Raw genomic sequence first — 309 nt, 5'->3', positions numbered from 1 at the left:
GCACAGGATACGGATACGTGGCAAAACATTATGTGGTGCAAAATCAAATGCAATCACAAGCTCAACCGGCTCAACCTACTTCCATTCCAGCAGTTTTCAAATTCCCTACTCAAGGAAGAATTAGCTCAACCTTTGATATGCGTTGGGAACAAATGCATTATGGTATAGATATTGCAGCTCAGGGTAATGTCTCAATCCAGGCGGCAGCTGCAGGTATAGTTGTGAAATCATATTATTCAGCTAGCTATGGCAATGTTGTGTTCATCGCCCATCAAATAAATGGGAAATAATATACAACAGACTATGCAC

1 pseudogene is annotated in these 309 nt (G+C 41.1%); it reads left to right on the top strand.

Annotated features, from left to right (window positions below):
- Positions 1–287 (top strand): annotated as a pseudogene (locus tag ACSG5Z_RS30315) (M23 family metallopeptidase); the annotation flags it as partial.
- Between the last annotated feature and the right edge of the window lie 22 nt (positions 288–309).

The organism is Bacillus pretiosus (genome assembly GCF_051294775.1).
Taxonomy (GTDB): domain Bacteria; phylum Bacillota; class Bacilli; order Bacillales; family Bacillaceae_G; genus Bacillus_A; species Bacillus_A wiedmannii.
Note: the sequence above shows the minus strand (reverse complement) of the source record. Positions and strands in the feature narration are given on the sequence as shown.